Below are 15,882 nucleotides of genomic sequence, written 5' to 3'. Positions count from 1 at the left end.
ACCATCCTTTATCGATTTATCTCATCATTTTGGCATACAACATTCACATTAGCAATACCTTCATCTTTATATAACTTGTCCGTAATAGATTCTTCATTTTTATTTGCAGCATTAATTATTACTTGAGACAGCTCGTATATGTATTCTACTGTTTCAGGTGAAGTGTTCTTTACTCTTAAACGTGCTTTGCCTTTATATTGAGCATTCACAATTTTTTCGATATATTCTTCGCATTTACGTTGTCCGCGAATAACAAGTAAATAGCGGTCATTAGTTTTAACCATTCCAAACGCTAACAGAAATAAAAATATTACTGATGATCCAACTCCAGCAATCATAAATTCTGAAACACCACAGCATATTCCAACAGCAATGCACCAAAATATATAGGCTGTATCTCTTGGATCCTTGATAGCTGTACGAAAACGTACAATAGATAGAGCACCAACCATGCCTAATGATAGGGCTATATTATTTCCAATTACGTTCATAACCAAAGTTGTGATTAGTGTAAGCATAACTAAAGACACATTAAAACGTGCACTATATAATGCACCGGAATGTGAAAAACGGTAAGATATGTATATAACAGCACTTAGCACAACTGCCATTAAAAAATTAAACAAAACGCCTTCTAATGTTAATGCTCCGGTATTTGTAACTAAGTAATCAAATAATTGTTCTTTCATAGTTTCCTCCATACTTAAATTCATAAATTATTATATTATTAACTTAAGAACCATTTTTACGTAAATAATCCACCGTTACATTGGCTAACACTTCTAGCTAGGCAATATTTGCTGTTTGAAGTGGATATTTTATTACATGTTGACAATAGATCTCTCACATAACTTAATAAAAATCCATTATATTTTACTTCTAATGTTACATCATCGAAATGACTAACTGGATACAAATTTATATTTGTATTAAATAGGTTAAAATTATTTTCAGTTGCTTCAATACGAGCGTCAAGGGTAATACGGATATCATTTTCCGGCACGTGAAATGCAGTTCTATTATATTGCACAATGCATTTTGGCATATATAGCTGCTGCGCCATAAGAAAATACATTTCTTCTGCAAAAGGACTTTTATAAGCTAATAAGCATTCATATCTTCCTGCTATTAACATCAATGCATCTTCCTTTGAAATTATAAGCGACCGTTTGCGCTGGCTATCTCCCATTTTCTCCTTTAATTCTAGCTTAGCACTATTTTGACTTGGGGAATAGATACGCAGCCGAACCTTTTTTCGATATTCGTATCCCTCCTCTTTTTCTATATAATCAGTATCATCTATTGTATCAAAATATAATGACCTTACCATATACCCTCCATTGGAAGAATTATGTACGTCTTCATGTAAAACCTGCGAAAGTAAGTGATACAATTTACTAGATGTTATTTGTGATATAATATATTTCTTTTCCTTTCTAAATACATCTATCATTTCCTTCATTTTCTCAACGCATCCTTCCTATATATACATTGGGAGTTATGGGATTAGCATCTTATTCTCAAAACAAATATACCGGTAGCATCCTAATATTTGACTTTTTAATATTTACTAATAGTCATCTACTATTGTTATATATCTCTTTATTCACCACACTATAATATAACACATTTTGACTATTTTGTCGATTAAAAACATTCTCCGAATTCATGTAAAAAAAGAAAAGAATGAGGAGGTGCTAGCTCTCTCATTCTCTATTAAATACTATTTGACCTTTGAATTTTTCACTTGGTCTTTTTAATTTTACCTTAGTATTACAATTATCTTTTATTTCATTATTCATATCCTCAATCAACTCATCACTTATAGTATTGCTTATACCAGAAGGCATCTTTTCTTCTTCAATATTTTGTACTTTCTCCTTTAGCTGAATTAGAATTATTGAAGACATAATCAAGACTATACCTATTAACTGAGGAACTTCGAATAATTCTCCAAATATCATAAATGCTAATATCGAGGCTATTACAGGTTCTACACTTGCTACAATACTTGCTTTACCTGATTCAATATATTGAAGTGATTTTACAATTGAACAATTTGGTACAAGAGTAGCCACAACTCCAAGTCCAATAATGTTAACTAATGAAGATGTATCCTTAACCGATGTTACTAATGTCCATGGTGGTGCAAAGAACCATAAAAATATTGCTCCAAATAAAAATGAATATATTAAATGCGTTTTATATGAATATTTTTTTATACCTATTTTACCTAAAATATTTTGAAGTGCAACTGCAAAGCCAGAAGTTACTCCCCATATAATACCTATTAAATTTACTTTAAAAGCACTACTATCATATGCTTTTACTACTAAGCAGCACCCTACTATAGCTAATATTAAAGCTATAAATTTTTTAACTGTGAATTTTTCCTTGAATATAAAGTAGGATAAAACTACTACAATAATAGGGTTAATAAACAATAAAACTGAAGCAGTAGCAACCCCTGTATACTTAACTGCATAAGTAGAAGATATAAACATTCCATCTAAGGCAAATACACCGTAAATAGCAAATAGCAATAGTCCTTTCAAATCTGTTTTAAAACACTTTGGATCTTTTATTAAGTTGATAATAATATAAGCTATTACCGCAACAGTGGGTCTAAAAGACGATATAGTCATAGAATCAAACCCAAGATTAGCTAAATTCTTTACAAAAATCCCCATAGCCCCCCAAGAAGCTCCTGCAAGTAATGCATAAAAATAACCTTTTTTAATATTATTAGAATCCCCCATAAGATATCTCCTCTCTGTGAATCTTTTAATGTATTTAAGAAAAAAATAAAGAGAGAACAAACCCCAAGTTTGCTCTCTCTGTTTAGTCCAGAGTCTATCCAGATATAATCCCTTTGCCTGAGAATTTCACTTTATTTCATTGGGATAAAATAAAGTTTGTCCCTTCGGCGGCTTAAAACTTTAAGCTCTCTCTTATACCCTTCACCTAGTATAGTGTATATTTAGTTTTATATATTGGAATAGCTATTCTCGTAAAAAATAAAAAAATAAAGAGAGAACAAACCCCAAGTTTGCTCTCTCTGTTTAAGTCCAGAGTCTATCCAGATATAATTCTTTTGCCTGAGAATTTCACTTTATTTCATTGGGATAAAATAAAGTTTGTCCCTTCGGCCACCTTTAAAGTCGTCTCTTATATCCTTCAACTAGTAAATTATTCACTTTATACATCGTTTACATTGTAAAACAAAAACATATGATTGTCAACAATGTTTGCATGTTCTTCATTATATTTACATTTGATTTTCAAGCTTTTACTCTTTTTATCGCTAGATTAGTTAAAATTTATAAAAATGGATTATCATTACTTAGTATATAGTTTTTTTATATTTTTTTAACAAATTCAGATTTTAATTTCATAGCTCCAAATCCATCAATTTTACAATCTATATCATGATCTCCATCAACTAATCTTATGTTTTTTACTTTTGTACCCATCTTTATGGATGATGAGCTTCCTTTTACCTTTAGGTCTTTGATTACTGTTACGGAATCACCATCATTTAAGATATTTCCATTTGAATCTTTGACAATCTTTTTATCTTCACTATTTTCATTTCCTGATTCTGAAGTCCATTCATGAGCACATTCTGGACAAACTAAAACATTTCCATTTTCATAAGTATATTCTGAGTTACATTTTGGACAATTTGGTAAATTAATCATATTTCCGTTTCCTCCGCTTATTGTTAGTTTTAATATATAAGAATTATTTTCCCATTTTACTACTTAATATAAATATTAAGTAGTAAACCTGAAATTTACAAAAAAATATATAAGGGGTTCCTTATATGCCATCATATAGTATCATATTTTTCTCATATTGACAAATCTCACTCCAAGCCATCCATAAAGTTCCATACCCTGCATAAATTTCACTTGCTCAGAGCATCCTAATATTAATACATGTATCATTGAAAGGAGACTATTATAATGAAACTTATTGAAGTGGGTAATGTTGCACCAGACTTCAGCGTAAAAGATAATAAAGATCAAACCATAAATTTATCAGACTATCGAGGAAAAAAGGTACTGCTCTCTTGGCATCCCATTGCTTGGACACCAGTATGTACTGATCAAATGAGAACACTAGAAAATAACTGGCAAACCTTTCAAAAACTCAATACAGTTCCTCTTGGATTCAGTGTTGACCCTACACCTTGTAAAAAGGCATGGGCAGCAGCAATCTTAATTAATAATGTAAGTCTTCCTTCAGACTTTTGGCCTCATGGAAAAGTTGCAAAAGACTATGGAATATTTAATGAGGAACATGGAGTATCCGAACGAGCAAACATTATAATAGATGAAAGCGGTAAAGTTAAATGGACGAAGGTATATTACTCTCAAGAATTACCTGATATAAATGAGGTTATACAGGTTTTATCCAATATGTAGATAACAATTTTCTATAATTTTATCTATCTTTATAAATTATAAGAGGTAAGCACAAGCTCACCTCTTATTTTGTATTTTTATATTTTTTTCAAACTAAATTTAGCACTAAACTTCAAACCCTGCTATTCCGATAGCTCCTGGCCCACTATGGGTTGAGATTACGCATCCCGTTTGAGTCCATATGATTTTTTTAAAGCCTCTTTCTTTTGCGATTTGTTCCATATTATGTTTTATATGTTCCTCAAGTCCTAATGAATATAAAAAGCAGATTTGCTCTTTGTCAAAATTGTATCTGTCAAAACATTCATTTAAATATTTCTGAGCAACACGGCTCATTATACCGCGATACTTTTTTGTTGCAACCAATTTGCCGTCTACAATTTCAATTAATGGTTTCAGCTGAAGTATAGACGCACCTAAATATGCGGCATTGGACAAACGCCCTCCAGCCTTAAGATATTCGAGGTTTCCAGGAATAAATGATACCCTTGCCCTATCCACAAAAGATTCAATTTTCTTAACTAAGTCTTCTGGCGAAATCTCTGGATACTTTTGGGCAAGCTCAGCTGCTTTAAGTATAATTGCTGCTTCTCCACCTGAAACACTTAAAGAATCAACATGATAAACATTTGTCATGCCATCAGAAGCGATCAAAGCATTTTGATAGGTACAGGAAGCCTTAGATGAATAGCTGATATGGATAATGCTGCACTCAGGATTTTCTTCGGTTAGTTTTTCAAACATATGCTGATATTCATTAGGATTTATTGCTGATGTTGTTGGTATCTTTTTAGTTCTCTTATAATAATCGTATACTTTTGTTACAGGTATAGAACCATCCAAATAATCTATATCATCCATGATTACATGCATTGGAAGCACGCAAATTTGGTGTAAGTTTACTAGGTCTAAAGGCACATCTGCTCCACTTTCTGTTAATATAATGAACTTTTTCATAAGTTCTCCTTTCTAAATGTACTACATACTTTAACTTATAACTTATTCTTTCTAGTTTGCTTTTGCTCATACATCAATTTATCTGTATATTCTAGAAGTTCACAAATATTCTCATAATCATTTGTATAGCACGCCATGCCATAACTAAATCTAAGCTTATATGGTTTTCCCCCTCTATTATACGCCTCAACATTTTCAATTAAGTTCCGAATATAAGCTAAAACCTTCTCTTCCTGTTTCACTTTCAGTAAAACTAAAAACTCATCTCCTCCTAAACGTATTAGTTTATTTTGTCCTTTTAGAAAACTTTCAACAAGTAAATTAGCAAATGCCTTAATTGCTTCATCTCCCTCACAATGTCCATATTGGTCGTTAATGCTCTTAAAATCATCTATATCTATATACACTATATAAAGTTTATTATGCTTTTTATGATCTATATTTTGAGCATAATGTTCATAGGCTAAACGATTTTCTAGCCCTGTCAAACTATCCCGATATGCCTGATCATTAAGTAAAAAAATATAAGTAATAACTATAATTATTGCTGCACTATTCCAAGTGGCTAAATAAATAGACTGTTTTAGTTGAATAGCTGTAAATATGGCAGGTACAATATAAAATAAACTAAATATAATAAGTTCTGACCGAGTAAACTTTTTACGATGCTTATAAATAAAATATAAATTATATAAAAAGTATATATAACTTACGCAGGGTAAAATAAAAAACAAGGATCCTCTTTCATATATATTCTCACTAGTAATGTAAAAACATCCATTTCCATTATAACTTATCAAAGTTGCTATAACATTAATAAACAATGGCAATAGTAGAATAGTATTTAGTCTTATTTTTTCTTTCTGATATCTATTAACCCATTCTTTAATAAATATATATCCAAGGAGTGGAATAATTGGAGTCACTATAAATCCAATTATATTAACTAGCTTATGCAATATCATAAATTGCTTTAAATTGGGATTGTTTAATGCAATACTAAATATCTCTAATATTAAAGTAACTCCTGTCAATCCCATTATCCACATAAATAACCTATTAGTTACTTTTTTCCTACTTATATTAAAATAAGCATGTCCAAATAAAATAACTAACAAAATAGATAAAACAATATTTATTTGGACTTGTAATAAAACCATCATTTTGAATATACTCCATTTCTATATTGTTTCTATAAAGTGATTTTCTAATCACTGATTATAATTCCCTTTAAAACCATATTTTTCACAAAAGATTATGAGATAATTATAACGAATAATATTGAGAAAATAAAGATAATTCGTGCTAACATAGGAAAATCAACATAATTTATCCAAGTAAATTAGTAACAATATAAAAGGCATCTGTAACCTACAGACTACAGATGCCTCTTATATTATTAACTGAAATTCAATTTTATATAGATTATTTGTATATGTCAGAAAATTCAATATCTAGTACTTCCGCATAATTTTGTTTATTGTCTATGATATTATAATCTTTGCCATATTCCTCCGATAGAATATTTACTGGAAATTCTATTATAAATTCGCTCCCCAGACCTACCTCACTTAGTACATTAATTGTACCACCTTGTATTTCAACGAAAGACTTAACAATAGAAAGGCCAATGCCACTTCCTTCATTATTTCTTACCATTGTATTCTCCACTTGAATAAATCTATCAAATATTACATTTATTTTATCCAGTGGTATACCAATACCGGTATCTTTTACTGAAATTACCACACTTGTCCCTCTATCGTAGATATTTACAAAGATCTTGCCATTTTTACTTGTAAACTTAATAGCATTAGAAAGTAAATTTAGAAATATTCTTTCCAATTTGTCCGGATCTAAAGGCATTATTTTTTCTTCAACTTCAGTATCAAACTGTATATATATATCCTTCACTTTTGCATATTCCCCAACCGAAAGGGTTATCTCTTCTATTATACTTACTACATTTACATTTTTAAGCTGCAACTCCATAAAACCTGCACCTATCTTTGTTATATCAATAAGATTGTTTATAAGTCTCAATAATCTATGGCAATTTTGCTTCATTGCTTTCAAATGCTTATCGCAATTTAGTGAATTAGTATCTGAACTTTTCTTGAAATATAACTCAAAAAGTTGAATTGCACTAAAAATAACATTTACTGGAGTTCTTAATTCATGAGACATATTAGCTAAGAATTCACTTTTTAAAACATTTGCTTCCTCTGCTGCTGATTTTTGTCTTTCTAATTCTGCTTCTCTCATCTTACGTTCATTAATATCTCTAGCAGTTACAAAGACTCCTTCCACTTGTCCACATTCATCTTTATAAACTGAAGCATTACATATGACTGTAGTAGTGTGTCCATCCTTATGTTTAAGTTCAAGCTCACAGTCCTCAATAATACCATCCCTAAAAACTTGATTGTGTGCATTCCTCAACTTTTCAGGATTAGTAAAATAGTTGAAAATATGTGTCCCAATAAGTTCTTCACGTGAGTATCCAGTTGCTTTTTCTGTTGTTGAATTTACATCTCTAATGCTGCCCTGTGAATCAACTGTCATAAGAACATCCAGGCTAGTTTCTATCAAACTTCTGTTATAGGAATTTATCAATCTTATTGCATCTTCAGCCTGTTTTCTCTCGGTCATATCTATAAATGTAATAAAATTCATATCACCAACTACAGTAGCATGTACACAAACTTGTTTTATAGAACCATCTTTGATAGTTATATTAACTTCCATAGGTTCAATTTTAGACTGATTTTTGATTGCTTCAGATAATCTAGCATTCCATTCTTCAAATACCGATTCACGATACCCTGGATCTGGATACGCCATACTCCACCACTCTGTTATATCACAAGATTCCTGAAAAGCATGACCAAAGAATTCTATGAATAATTGATTTTGATACAGCATGCTTTGCTCTATTCCTAAAGAAACTATTACTGCCACCGGTAAGTGTTCCAGCATTTTGCGATAATCCACTTCAGCTCTTGTTAGTTCTTTTTCTGTGTTGTTTTTTTGAACTTTAATATTTTTATCTTCTAAAACATCTAATATTGTCATGTTAAAATATATCTTTTCATTTATGCACATTTTCGAAAATATTACCTTAGCATCTTCTTCCGAGCCATTTTCTAATTTATGTGTTAAATATATTTCAGCACTTTTACAATTTAAAGGCTGGTTAAATACATGTCCTATTTCTTCTAAATTCTTAGCCTTACTTATATTGTATATTTTAAATTTTTTTATTTTTTCCTTAGGATATCCATAAAATTCACACGCTCTTTTATTAGCATTTACAATTTGTCCATTCTCACCATCTACTATGACTTGTATGTCATTACTATTTTCAAATAGCTGTTCATAAAAAGAATCTGCAGTAGCATTATTCATATCCGCCATAACTTTCTAACACCTTCTGTACTATCGAAATTATTGTATAACATCTTGCAGTTTGTTAATATATTAGACATTAATTTGTTTATTTTTTCTATTTATTACATTTAGTTTAATATCCTGCAAATTATATGTCAAAACAAATTATGTGACATAATTCTACAACAAATATATTAAGAACCCCATTTGGATTGTAACTAATTTCTTTTATTAATTGTATTCTTCTCTATGTCTAAATAGCTTCCCAAATAAAAAAACTACAGAAATTTGTGCTGATGAAAAATCTCTGTAATTTCTATACTTATTCTATTTCCTAGTTTTAAGATAGCTATTTATTAATATTACTACCACTTAATTGGAATAACCACCATATTTATTGGGCTTCCATCCTTCATACTTTCCTCGAATACCTCCAGTTGTCCCTTTCCTGCAGAAGATGGTATGAAGTTAAGTTCTATTTCAAAATCTCCACGTTCTGGAGCACCTGCCGTAGCCCTAGTTGAGCCTTTTGCTAAAATATTGCCACGAGCATCTTTTAGGGAAAAACTTACAAAAGCTTCAAATACCCTGGCATTTCCTTTGATTTTAAAAGTATTTTTTACTGTTTGATTTGCTATAGGTGAAGTAACCCAGATAGCAGGCTCATGAACAAAACTGAGATTTCGCTTAAAAGGCTGCTGATAAAGGCCCATATGTCCCCACCAATCCATAGCGTTACTATCTTTTCCCTCAACTGTAAACTTTACTTTTTGGATAGTTGGAAACTCTGTAAGCGTATTTACTATGCTAGCAATACCCAGCATTTCGCCACTAGAGCCAACATTAGCCTTAAGCACTTCTTTAGAGAAATCCACTGTTGCTAGTCCATTTTCAATTTTAATTCCTAAAATCTTCGTATCTTTCGGTAATACCTTAAAAGCTCCTGGGGTAACTGGCTCACCTAGAATCAATTCATTCAAAGATGCCCTAGCAACGCCACTGCTTTTCGGAACCTTGTGTACCTCTCGTACAAGATACATTTCATTATTATTGTCCTTCAAGTAGTATACAGCCATATCCATTGTCTCCACAGATGTAGGAGCAGATATCCCAGCTTCCATCACGGGCTGTTTCTGTACTTGACATCCAGTAACCCCTGTCAGTGCCAACATTATTATAAATGAGGCAACTCTCCTAAAAAACTTCACGTTTATAACCTCCTTTAAAGATTATTTTGAAAAGATTCCCTTTTGCTTACTATTTAAATTTTATACCTTTTGCATGTTATTAATACATATGATATTAATAATAGTTTTGATTATTAATTTATAATTAATATTATAATATACGGAAACTATTTTTATGGTCATTGAATAACTTAATTTAATAAAGCTTTAAAAAACTTAGGTATAGTTTCTGGATAAAGAGGTGTAAACCTAGAAACACACTACTTTTCTATGCCTAAGACAAGAAAAGTAAAAGTCAATGCTTAATAACATTAAACATTGACTTTTAATCTTTATATATGTAATTAATAGACTCATTAATTATTATAAGGCTGCTGTTACTCTTTATTCAATAATTCCTTAATAACATTAGTTGCATCTAAATATGAAGCTATAGATTGATCATAATTTAATTTATTTAAAATCGTTGAAATAAAGAATGACATATCTACTTCTCTAAACCATTCTGCTTCTTTTACATGCTGCGGAATATAAGTTAGGTTTGTTGAATAAACTCTCTTTATAATACCTTCATCATAGAATTTCTGAAATTTTTCTATTCCTTCAGTAAAAAATGCAAAAGTAGCTGCTACATAAACATTTTTTACATTACGTTTTTTAAGCTCTATTGCAATATCAAATACAGATTCTCCTGAAGCTATCATATCATCAACAATTAAAACATCACAGCCTGATACATCTCTCCCCATGTATTCATGCTCTACAATAGGATTTTTACCATTTACAATTGTTGAATGATCTCTTCTCTTATAAAATAATCCTACATCAACGCCTAATACACTAGAATAGTAAATTGCCCTATCCATAGCACCTGTATCAGGACTTATAACTATTAAATTATCTTTATTTATTTCTAATTCTTCCTCATTTGTAATAAATGATTTCACTATATCAAAAGTAGGATATAAATTTTCAAAAGAAGTTAATGTAATAGCATTTTGAACATTAGGGTCATGGGCATCAAAAGTTATTATCTCATGCACTCCTAATCTTTCCAATTCCTGTAATGCCATTGCACAGTCAAGGGATTCTCTTCCTTTTCTTCTATGTTGTCTTGATGCATATAATAAGGGCATTATTACAGTAATTCTAGATGCTTTTCCCCTGATTGCAGAAATCGTTCTCTTAATATCTTGAAAATGCTCATCTGGTCCCATGTGATTCATAAAACCAAACATTTTATATTGGATGCTGTAATTACCAACATCACAAAGTATGTAAACATCTTTTCCTCTTATAGAATCTCCTAGTTTTACTTTTCCTTCTCCATTAGAAAACCTTATATCCTCAGTTTCTATTAGATAGGATCTTTCTTCATTTCTTTTTTCTTTAATATGATAATTTATTTTCTCTCCAAGTTCTTTACAGCTTTGCAATGCAATTATTCCTAATTCTCCATTAAATAACGTATTTTCAATATCCTTCATCATTCATCCTCTTTTCTTATGAAACTCCTATTACTATGTTATATTATAAGTTGTTTTGACGATATTTGTCTACAGTAATCTCAGATTATAATAATCCTCAATTGTAATGATGTTTATTCGATTATCTGAAAGATTATCTAAATTCTAGACCAATTTCAGTTTTAATATTCCCTAAAAGTGATTTATCCAACTATTTTATACAAATGTTTTTAGCTCTTTTATATAAAAAGATCCAGCAGTTCAAAATGAAACCACTGGATTAATTTATATATTAGTAGAAGAATTCCATATAGATATTTATTTATCACTAATTTTTACAACAAGTTTAGCTAAAACCTGTCTCTCGTTTTCACTTGCTGCATCCCACATCTCCTTAAGAAGCCTCTCCTGATCATTATGTGGATCTACATTATTTGAAAGGTAGGTTCCAACTTTCTCAGCTATATTAGTTATGATTTTATCAGACATTCCTACTGTTTCACCAAGGTCAACAGCCTTGCCAAGAGTTTTCTTCCAATCATTCCAATTATCCATTATTTCCATATGTATCTCTCCTTTTTATAGTATATGTATATATTATTTTGTTTTTATCTGAATTTATGTAAGAGTTTAATGAAGCTCCTTTTTGAGCACTATAAATTGGTTGATTCATCTGCTATAAAGCCTTAAAAAAATCATTAAAATTATCAAAGAAAAATTGGTTGAAATATCCATAAACCTTATTATTGACAAGCTAGTCGAAAGATGATAATATTTATCGTATTCAGAGAGTGTACAAGTGTTTATTTGTTAAAAACACTAACAAAATTATATATAAACAAATATTCTTGATAGATTAAATATTAAGGGGGAAAAATTATGAAAGACCTAATAAAAAAGTGGAATAATTTAAGCCTTGTAAAACGAATAATTATAGGTTTAGTTATTGGTATTCTTTTAGCTAGATTTATTCCAGAAACAGCAAAACCAATCGTTATTTTCGGTTCTTTATTTGTAGGTGCTTTAAAAGCCATTGCACCTATATTAGTACTCTTCTTGGTAATGTCAGCCATCTCTCAACACAAGGCTGGTCATCAAACAAACATGAAATCTATTATAGTACTTTATCTTGTAGGAACATTTTTAGCTGGACTTGTGGCAGTTGTGGCAAGCTTCCTTTTCCCAGTAAATTTAATACTTGCAGGTGGAGCTGAGAACGTGACTCCTCCTGGGGGTGTAACAGAGGTCCTTAAAGCATTACTTATGAACCTTGTTGATAATCCAGTAAAAGCACTTTTCAATGCTAACTATATTGGCATATTAGCCTGGGCGGTACTTCTTGGCTTAGCTTTAAAAAATGCACCTGATACTACAAAAACAATGATTTCTAATTTTTCAGATGCACTATCCCAAATGGTTATATGGGTTATAAACTTTGCTCCACTAGGAATTATGGGACTTGTATTTGATAGTATTGTTACAAGTGGATTCGAATCATTACTTAGCTATGGAAAATTAATTATACTTTTAGTTGGTTGTATGATATTTGTAGCTATTGTTGTGAACCCAATCATAGTATACTTATGTATTCGTCAAAATCCATTTCCACTTGTACTTAAATGTTTAAGAGAAAGTGGTCTTACAGCATTCTTTACACGTAGCTCTGCTGCAAACATTCCTGTAAATATGAGCTTATGTAAAAAGCTTGGTTTGGATAAGGATACTTATTCAGTATCTATTCCATTAGGTGCTACTATTAATATGGCTGGTGCAGCTGTTACTATTGCTGTTTTAGCCCTTGCAGCAGTCCACACTCTAGGCATTGAAGTAGATATAGCTACTGCATTAATTCTCAGCATATTATCAGCTGTAAGTGCCTGCGGTGCTTCAGGAGTAGCTGGTGGTTCATTATTACTTATTCCTCTTGCATGCAGTCTTTTTGGAATTTCAAATGATGTTGCTATGCAGGTAGTTGGTGTAGGCTTTATCGTAGGAGTTATACAGGATTCTTGCGAAACAGCACTTAACTCATCAACAGACGTACTTTTCACAGCAGCAGCTGAATTTGCTGAGTGGCGTAAAGAAGGAAAAGAAATTGCTATCACTAAATAGAAAATAATTAATTATATAACACAGCGAAGGCGGAAATAAATTCCGCCTTCGCTATTTTTGTATCTGCTCTATTTTACATTCAAACTTGCCACTTGCCACGTGGGTGGCACTTTTACAAAAGCTCGTTTAGCAAACCATATTCCTTTTGTTTATTGTCATTTATATTGTTTATATCATTAAAGTCTACATCTATGATTTTATTATCTCTAATTCCTACAAATCTTCCAGTAGAGCCCTTCATTAATAATTCTACAGCTTTAATGCCCATTTTACCTGCTAAAACTCTATCAAAAGCTGACGGGTTTCCTCCTCTTTGAACAAATCCCAGCACTGTACTTCTTATGCTGATATTTAGCTTTTTCTCTAAGTATTTTTGAAGCTCTTCTATATCATACATTCTTTCAGTTATTATAATTATATTATCATTTTTTCCTTTACCTATGTTTTCACTTAGTTTTGTACATATAGTATGAAAATCTAGTTTCATTTCAGGAGTAGATATTATTTCGCCTCCACCAGCTAAGGCAGAATATAGAGCTAAATCACCACAGTATCTTCCCATTACCTCTACAATAGTTGTTTTTTCATGGGAGGAATCCGTATCTTTTATTTTAGCAATACACTCTAGCACTGTGTTTAAAGTTGTATCAAATCCTATGCAGTAATCAGTGTAGGCTAAATCATTATCTATAGTTCCTGGTAGCCCTATAACCTTTACTCCAAGCTTTCCAAGCTTTTCTGCTCCTTGAAATGAACCGTCTCCTCCAATTACAACTAGTCCATCTATTTCAAACTTTTTCAATGTTTCTATGGCCTTTTTTCTTCCTTGTTCCTCCAGGAACTCTGGACATCTAGCTGTTTTTAATATAGTTCCACCCTTTTCTGAAATTCCATCCACATCAGAGCTGACTAATGATACTAATTCCTCATTAATTAACCCTTTGTACCCATGTTTTATTCCCATAACTTCTATACCATTATGGATTGCCGACTTTACTACTGCCCTTATTGCAGCATTCATTCCTGGAGCATCTCCTCCACTTGTCAAAATTCCTATCTTCATCTATTTCACCTACTTTATATATGGTAATATGGAACCTCCATGAGGAATTAAAATAACCTTTGCATCTTCACCTATGATTTTTAGGGCATTGTCATAAGCACTTTGTACATCCTGATAGGGTTCTAGGAATATATTTTTTACAAAATCACCTTCAAGTTCTGATACCAAGAAAACCCTTGCCTTCTGAAGTACCATAGCTATAGCTGCTGCCTTATGCCCCCCAAGCTCGAACTTTGTCTTAACTCTATCTATAAGATCCTGGGGTTTTTCAGCTGCCATAATCCAATCTTCAAAGACCTTTTCTCCAAGTCCTTCCCTGCAGGAAGCTACAAGTATTATTATCCCACCATCTTTTACAGCATGCTTAGCATTATCAAGAGCCTTTTGTGCCTGATACAAATTTATATCCTTAGGAAATCCACCTATAGACGATATTACCACATCAGCTTTTTCTCTTAAAGGTGTTTTATATAAATTATCAAGGAATTTACATCCTTCTCTATGAGCATCTATATAGTGACCTGCCACAGCCTTGATTATTTCTTTGTTCTCATTTAGCACTACATTTAATATAAAATCTATAGGAACAAACTTTATTGTATCTTCTATATCTATTCTTACAGGGTTTGTTTTTAAATTACCTGCATGTGCCTTTTCATCTACCATTCTACTGTGATTTGCTTGTATAGCTGCTCTAGTAGAAACCCCTGGCATAATAGCTTTAGCCCCTCCGCTGTAGCCTGCAAAATAATGAAACTCAATATTTCCTAGACATATTCTCCTATCAGCTTCTGCCACAGGTTTAAAAATATCTATAGGAGTATTATTTTTAGTGTATCCAAAGTGAACAAAGTCCTTTGAATCGCTGTCAATACATTTTATCCTATTGTAAATTTCTTCACCTACTAAATACTTCTTTTCTTCTTCAGTATGTTTTCTATGACTGCCTAATGCAAATACAATTGTTATATCATCGTTCTCCGTACCTGCCTTTTTTAGCTCTTCAAGAATGTATGGCAATACAAGCTTACTGGGCATAGGTCTTGTTATATCACTTGTTACTATTGCAACCTTTTCCCCTGGTTTAACTATTTCGTGTAGTCCTCTTGAACTTATTGGATTATAAAGGGCTCTTTTTACTTCTTCCCCTCCAGTTAAGCCTACTTCTACCTCATTTGCATGCAGTATTCCTAAAAGATTCTTATCATGGATTTCAACTTCCATAGTTGTTTTAGCAATTTCTACACTATACTTCATTTATATCCCCCTATATAACA

At 31.5% G+C, this 15,882-nt stretch carries 14 protein-coding genes and 2 riboswitches; of the genes, 2 read left to right on the top strand and 12 right to left on the bottom strand.

The window, feature by feature from the left end:
• Positions 1-8: 8 nt before the first annotated feature.
• The 4 genes from DP68_RS02720 to DP68_RS02705 form a co-directional block, all read right to left on the bottom strand.
• Positions 9-689, bottom strand: coding sequence for a DUF4956 domain-containing protein (locus DP68_RS02720; RefSeq protein ID WP_035305747.1), 681 nt, complete (start codon positions 687-689; stop codon positions 9-11).
• Positions 690-745: 56 nt separating this feature from the next.
• Positions 746-1,462, bottom strand: a complete 717-nt coding sequence (locus tag DP68_RS02715; RefSeq protein WP_035305745.1) for a polyphosphate polymerase domain-containing protein — start codon at positions 1,460-1,462, stop codon at positions 746-748.
• A gap of 244 nt (positions 1,463-1,706) precedes the next feature.
• Positions 1,707-2,759 carry an EamA family transporter gene (locus DP68_RS02710; RefSeq protein WP_052085607.1) on the bottom strand — a complete coding sequence of 351 codons (1,053 nt, stop codon included), beginning with the start codon at positions 2,757-2,759 and terminating at the stop codon, positions 1,707-1,709.
• A 95-nt stretch (positions 2,760-2,854) separates the two neighbouring features.
• A riboswitch (glycine riboswitch) is annotated at positions 2,855-2,964 on the bottom strand.
• Positions 2,965-3,076: 112 nt separating this feature from the next.
• Positions 3,077-3,181: riboswitch (glycine riboswitch) on the bottom strand.
• Positions 3,182-3,359: 178 nt separating this feature from the next.
• Entirely contained in the window at positions 3,360-3,701 is a 342-nt protein-coding gene (locus DP68_RS02705; RefSeq protein ID WP_035305743.1) for a zinc ribbon domain-containing protein YjdM, read from the bottom strand.
• A 267-nt stretch (positions 3,702-3,968) separates the two neighbouring features.
• On the opposite strand from DP68_RS02705, the gene DP68_RS02700 reads away from it, so the two are divergent.
• Positions 3,969-4,430 (top strand): redoxin domain-containing protein, encoded by a 462-nt coding sequence (locus DP68_RS02700; RefSeq protein ID WP_035305740.1) that lies wholly within the window; start codon positions 3,969-3,971, stop codon positions 4,428-4,430.
• Positions 4,431-4,535: 105 nt separating this feature from the next.
• On the opposite strand, the gene DP68_RS02695 is transcribed toward DP68_RS02700, so the two are convergent.
• The 6 genes from DP68_RS02695 to DP68_RS02670 form a co-directional block, all read right to left on the bottom strand.
• Positions 4,536-5,387 (bottom strand): DegV family protein, encoded by an 852-nt coding sequence (locus DP68_RS02695; RefSeq protein ID WP_035305737.1) that lies wholly within the window; start codon positions 5,385-5,387, stop codon positions 4,536-4,538.
• Between the two features lie 35 nt (positions 5,388-5,422).
• A complete protein-coding gene (locus DP68_RS02690) occupies positions 5,423-6,550 on the bottom strand; it encodes a GGDEF domain-containing protein (RefSeq protein WP_035305733.1) in 1,128 nt (375 codons plus the stop codon).
• Positions 6,551-6,812: 262 nt separating this feature from the next.
• Positions 6,813-8,804 carry a PAS domain-containing sensor histidine kinase gene (locus DP68_RS18810; RefSeq protein ID WP_052085606.1) on the bottom strand — a complete coding sequence of 664 codons (1,992 nt, stop codon included), beginning with the start codon at positions 8,802-8,804 and terminating at the stop codon, positions 6,813-6,815.
• A gap of 338 nt (positions 8,805-9,142) precedes the next feature.
• Positions 9,143-9,985 (bottom strand): Gmad2 immunoglobulin-like domain-containing protein, encoded by an 843-nt coding sequence (locus DP68_RS02680; RefSeq protein ID WP_035305728.1) that lies wholly within the window; start codon positions 9,983-9,985, stop codon positions 9,143-9,145.
• 356 nt (positions 9,986-10,341) lie between these two features.
• Positions 10,342-11,451: a ribose-phosphate pyrophosphokinase gene (locus DP68_RS02675; protein WP_035305725.1), complete on the bottom strand. Its 1,110-nt coding sequence runs from the start codon at positions 11,449-11,451 to the stop codon at positions 10,342-10,344.
• A 297-nt stretch (positions 11,452-11,748) separates the two neighbouring features.
• Positions 11,749-11,994, bottom strand: coding sequence for a DUF3243 domain-containing protein (locus DP68_RS02670; protein WP_035305722.1), 246 nt, complete (start codon positions 11,992-11,994; stop codon positions 11,749-11,751).
• 315 nt (positions 11,995-12,309) lie between these two features.
• Here DP68_RS02670 and sstT point away from each other — a divergent pair, with 315 nt between their 5' ends.
• On the top strand, positions 12,310-13,542 hold the full coding sequence (sstT, locus tag DP68_RS02665) for a serine/threonine transporter SstT (protein WP_035305719.1): 1,233 nt from the start codon (positions 12,310-12,312) through the stop codon (positions 13,540-13,542).
• Between the two features lie 112 nt (positions 13,543-13,654).
• Here the strand turns inward: sstT and pfkA are convergent, their stop codons facing one another.
• Together pfkA and larA are read right to left on the bottom strand one after the other, a co-directional pair.
• Complete coding sequence (gene pfkA / locus DP68_RS02660) at positions 13,655-14,605, bottom strand: 6-phosphofructokinase (protein WP_035305717.1); 951 nt, start codon at positions 14,603-14,605, stop codon at positions 13,655-13,657.
• Between the two features lie 9 nt (positions 14,606-14,614).
• Positions 14,615-15,862, bottom strand: a complete 1,248-nt coding sequence (larA, locus tag DP68_RS02655; RefSeq protein WP_035305713.1) for a nickel-dependent lactate racemase — start codon at positions 15,860-15,862, stop codon at positions 14,615-14,617.
• Between the last annotated feature and the right edge of the window lie 20 nt (positions 15,863-15,882).

The sequence above is a fragment of the Clostridium sp. HMP27 genome (assembly GCF_000765165.1).
Lineage (GTDB): Bacteria > Bacillota > Clostridia > Clostridiales > Clostridiaceae > Clostridium_AK.
This window is presented reverse-complemented; position numbering and strand designations above follow the sequence as displayed.